The sequence below is a fragment of the Endozoicomonas ascidiicola genome, assembly GCF_001646945.1.
Classification (GTDB): domain Bacteria; phylum Pseudomonadota; class Gammaproteobacteria; order Pseudomonadales; family Endozoicomonadaceae; genus Endozoicomonas; species Endozoicomonas ascidiicola.
In genome coordinates this window covers 1-4,440 of record NZ_LUTV01000023.1, presented here as the reverse complement: position 1 = coordinate 4,440, position 4,440 = coordinate 1, and the positions used below count along the sequence as shown (strand labels likewise).

The window sequence follows — 4,440 nt, the reverse complement described above, 5'->3', positions numbered from 1 at the left end:
AACAACTAAGTAGACTCTAGATTTGGAGCGGGAAACGAGGTTCGCTCTTGTCACAAGAAAGTGCGACCTCAACCTTGGCAAGGTTGCGCTCTACCAACTGAGCTATTCCCGTAATGAAGCATTTAAAGACTACTTCAAGTCTAATTTGGAGCGGGAAACGAGGTTCGAACTCGCGACCTCAACCTTGGCAAGGTTGCGCTCTACCAACTGAGCTATTCCCGCAATGAAGATGGATTATAAAGGTTCTTCTAACCTTGTCTATAAGTGGCGTCCCCTAGGGGACTCGAACCCCTGTTACCGCCGTGAAAGGGCGGTGTCCTAGACCACTAGACGAAGGGGACGCAAAACCTTCTTCTTCAAACACCGAACCGGCATTTGAAGCTAGTAAATTTGGTGGAGCTAAGCGGGATCGAACCGCTGACCTCAACACTGCCAGTGTTGCGCTCTCCCAGCTGAGCTATAGCCCCAAAAGCTGTTTATCTCACTTCGGTTCGTGCTTTGCTGCCCCCGAAATGCAGGGCGAATAATATGGATGCCCCTCTATCCTGTCAAGCTTCACTTATAAAAAATATTCCTACAAATCCCGTAGTTATAAAGAAATACACTCTCTCAACTGACATTCTCTCGCCCATATAAAAGGCAACTCCTTCTCTAACTGGCACTCTTTCAGCATCCCAAAACCACAACGAAACGACATTTATCTTCTTTTTGAGCAAGAATCAGGTGGATTTGAAAGCCGACAACGTCATACTGAATCACAACACCGACAATTGTGAATACCGTCATGCATTTTTCAAACTTATTGCAGCTAATCTTACTGGCTGCCATCTGGGGCGGGTCATTCCTGTTGATGCGCGTCAGCGCTGTTTCTCTTAGCCCCGCCGCGATGATAGAAAGCAGAGTGTTGCTGGCGGCACTCTTTCTACTGCTTGTAGCCCAGCTACTTAAAAAGCAACTTCACTTACGACAGCACTGGAAACACTTTCTTATTCTCGGGCTATTTAATTCGGCTCTGCCATTTTTATTACTCGCCTGGTCAGCCAAAACGCTAACAGCCTCCATGCTATCAGTGCTCAACGCTACCTCTCCGATCTGGGGCATGTTGATTGGTCTTCTGTGCCGTCAGTCCACGATGACTGTTCGCTCAGTATTAGGTTTAGCCATTGGCATTACCGGTGTCACTGTCTTGGTGGGAATGGATAATGTACTCACACTGAAAGCCGCCCCTCTCGCCATTTTAACAGCGCTGGGTGCTGCAATGAGCTACGGCATTGCCAGCAATTATGCCCACAGCGCAAAAACGACAGTGTCATCCTTTGATAATGCACATGGCAGCATGTGGGCTGCCAGCTTGCTGATTTTACCCATCATTCCTTTTTCTCCAGCAAATACCGGTGTTACTACCCAGATCATTTCAGCGGTTATTCTGCTGGGTATACTGTGTACCGGTGTCGCTTATTTACTGTACTTCCGATTAATTGATGCTCTGGGTGCACCTTCCGCTCTCACAGTGACATTTCTAGTTCCCGTCTTTGGCATTCTCTGGGGGCATTATCTGTTAGGTGAGTCCATTGGCTGGCACACCATTGCTGGCGGCATGTTAGTACTCATTGGTACTGCACTGGTTACCGGATTTTCCATCAAAACGCTTTTTGGGCAATCCAGAATAGCCAAAGATTAATACGGGCTCGGTTCAAGTCCACTATCAATAAGCTAAGGAACAGAAAGGAAAATGGAAATAAAACATGGAAAGCGTGTCAGGTTGCCAAATCCCATGCACAAAAAAGCCGGCGATAAAACCGGCTTCTGATTTTTAAAGCCAATGGCATTAGAGTGCAGCGAACTCTTTCTCCAAACGCTTCCCTTCTTTCTTGGAAACACCACCCAGTACTTCCACTGCGTGTCGCAAACGAGCACGAGTCATATCCGGGCCGAGAATTTCCATGGATTCCATAACCGACCAGGAGTTTGGCGTTCCAGCAATGGCAACGAAGATTGGATGGTTAAAATCACCCAACTTAACGCCCATCGCCTGAGACAGACCTTTAATTTCCGCAAAAATCTGATCCCGCTGCCAGTGGCGCAACTGCTCCAGTTTCCACAGAGTAAACTGCAGCACTTTCTTAACGTCGCCAGCTTCCAGTTTTTTATGGGAAAAATCTTCTGCTGTCAGATTCAACATACCAGAGAACATAAATGATGCCATTGGCGCAAAATCGCTGAGACGCTCAACACGCTCTTTCGCCATGGGCAAAAACTTCATCATGTACTCACTGTTCAGTAGCCAGTGACGGAGACGATCAGCAAACTGTTCGGTGGTCAGGTTTTCACGAATCCAACTGGCATTTAGCCAGGACAGTTTTTCCTGATCGAAGATTGGGCCACCCAGAGACACACGTTTGATGTCAAAATCCGCCAGCATTTCTTCCAAACTGAACTTCTCTCTCTCGTCAGGCATGGACCAACCCATACGACCAAGATAGTTTAATAATGCTTCAGGCAAATACCCCATATCACGGTAGTAAGTGATGCAGGTTGGGTTTTTGCGTTTGGAGAGCTTGCTCTTGTCCGGGTTTCTCAACAGTGGCATATGGCATAGCACTGGCATTTCCCAGCCAAAGTATTCATACAACAACTGATGTTTAGGCGCTGAGTTGATCCACTCCTCACCACGGATAACGTGGGTGATTTCCATCAAGTGATCGTCAACAACATTCGCCAGATGATAGGTTGGCATACCGTCCGCTTTCACCAGAACTTGCATATCAACTTGAGACCAGTCGATTTCAATGGTGCCGCGAAGCAGGTCATCCACTTTGCAGACACCGTTTTCAGGAATCTTCATACGCACAACATGAGGCTCACCGGCATTAACGCGACGTTGCACCTCTTCTTCAGACAGGTGCAGGCAGTGACCGTCATAACCCGGTGTCTGCTTGTTTGCCATCTGCTCAGCACGCAATGCATCAAGACGTTCTGATGTGCAGAAACAACGGAAAGCGTGACCTTTATTCAACAGAACATGAGCATGTTCTGCATAGACTTCTCCGCGCTCACTTTGGCGATAAGGGCCGTGTGGACCGCCGACATCAGGCCCTTCATCCCAATCCAGCCCCAGCCAACGAAGGGAATCCAGAATCTGTTTTTCAGACTCTGGCGTACTGCGCGTCTGATCCGTATCTTCTATACGGAGAAGAAACTGACCACCCTGACTTTTCGCAAATGCGTAGTTAAACAAAGCGATGTAAGCAGTACCAACGTGAGGATCACCTGTTGGAGAGGGCGCAATCCGAGTGCGAACAGTCATGAGTCATATCTCTTGATCGCCCCGATATTTATAACGTCATGCACAGGGCGGAAAATAAAAACGGACATTATAATCTATTACTGACGACACCCGAAGATCATATTTGACGATGAGAGCTAATCATGAACAACTGCGCCTTCGTACGCAGAATGAGCACCCTCATCACGTTAAAAAGGGTGTCAAAACTCCAAACATCTCGCTCCCATGCTCTGAGGCTGTCGCAAAACTCCCGAAACCTCGTTCCCATGCTCCGAGGCTGTCGCAAAACCCCATACATCTCGTTCCCATGCTTTGCGTGGGAATACATACCCTCGAATTTTCAAAGGGTTAGAAGTATGGAAACCAGGGCTTTTGCGACAACCTCTAAACCTTCAGCCTTCTCTGCTGATACCCAACTTCGCCATAACCCAGCCAATGGTGGTTCCCTGAATCAGCAAGGAGAACAAAATAACACCCAGGGTCATTTCAATAATCATCTTTTTTTCGGGAATCGAGTCCGGAATAGAAAGCATTAACGCCACAGGCACAACCCCTCTTAATCCTCCCCAAAACATAACCTTCATGGAACCGCTGTCGATCTTTTCCTTGAGTGGTAATTGGTTACACAGCGGCAGCAGGAGATATACGACAGCCAAACGCGCCATCAGCACAGCAACAATGGCGATAACCAATGTTGAGTAATAGCTGCTGATGTGTTCGATATTTCTCAACAAAAAGTCTTCACTAAGCCCTAGCAACAGGAAAATAAAACTATTGGCTGAAAACGCCATAAATTCCCAAAAAGGCATTAGGTGGCGAAGCGTCATAAAATCTGCCATTGCGCGCCGCCCGTAACTGCGGGTGATAATCCCCGCCGCGATGACTGACATGACGCCCGAAGTGCCAAACACATGATCGGCAATGATAAAACTGGAAAACGCCAGAATGGTCGTCAGAGCAAAATGCACAAAAGGCATGCCTCTGGAGAGCCTCAGGGGAATCAACATAAGACCACCCAAGATCGCGCCTATGGCAATCCCACCAAAGAACACCCGTATGAACTCAATAATGGATGCGAAAACAGCATCGCCTGTCAGCCCTGTTCCCGCTTGAATAATGGACAGGACAATACCAAACATCACAATGGCGGTTGC

The 4,440-nt window shown here is 47.7% G+C and carries 3 protein-coding genes and 3 tRNA genes; 1 reads left to right on the top strand and 5 read right to left on the bottom strand.

The features are described from left to right. Positions 1-146: 146 nt before the first annotated feature. The 3 genes from AKL11_RS24230 to AKL11_RS24220 form a co-directional block, all read right to left on the bottom strand. Positions 147-222, bottom strand: a tRNA-Gly gene (locus AKL11_RS24230). Between the two features lie 43 nt (positions 223-265). Further along, positions 266-341 (bottom strand) — tRNA-Glu (locus AKL11_RS24225). Positions 342-391: 50 nt separating this feature from the next. Further along, a tRNA-Ala gene (locus AKL11_RS24220) sits at positions 392-467 on the bottom strand. A 317-nt stretch (positions 468-784) separates the two neighbouring features. On the opposite strand from AKL11_RS24220, the gene AKL11_RS24215 reads away from it, so the two are divergent. Next, the gene (locus tag AKL11_RS24215) at positions 785-1,681 is read left to right on the top strand and encodes a DMT family transporter (RefSeq protein WP_067522925.1); all 897 of its coding nucleotides are present in this window, start codon (positions 785-787) and stop codon (positions 1,679-1,681) included. Positions 1,682-1,828: 147 nt separating this feature from the next. Here AKL11_RS24215 and gltX read toward each other — a convergent pair whose 3' ends face one another. Beyond that, positions 1,829-3,307 carry a glutamate--tRNA ligase gene (gltX, locus tag AKL11_RS24210; protein ID WP_067522923.1) on the bottom strand — a complete coding sequence of 493 codons (1,479 nt, stop codon included), beginning with the start codon at positions 3,305-3,307 and terminating at the stop codon, positions 1,829-1,831. Between the two features lie 371 nt (positions 3,308-3,678). Next, positions 3,679-4,440 (bottom strand): cation:proton antiporter domain-containing protein (locus tag AKL11_RS24205; protein ID WP_172807369.1); only part of this gene is annotated, 762 nt, incomplete at its 5' end.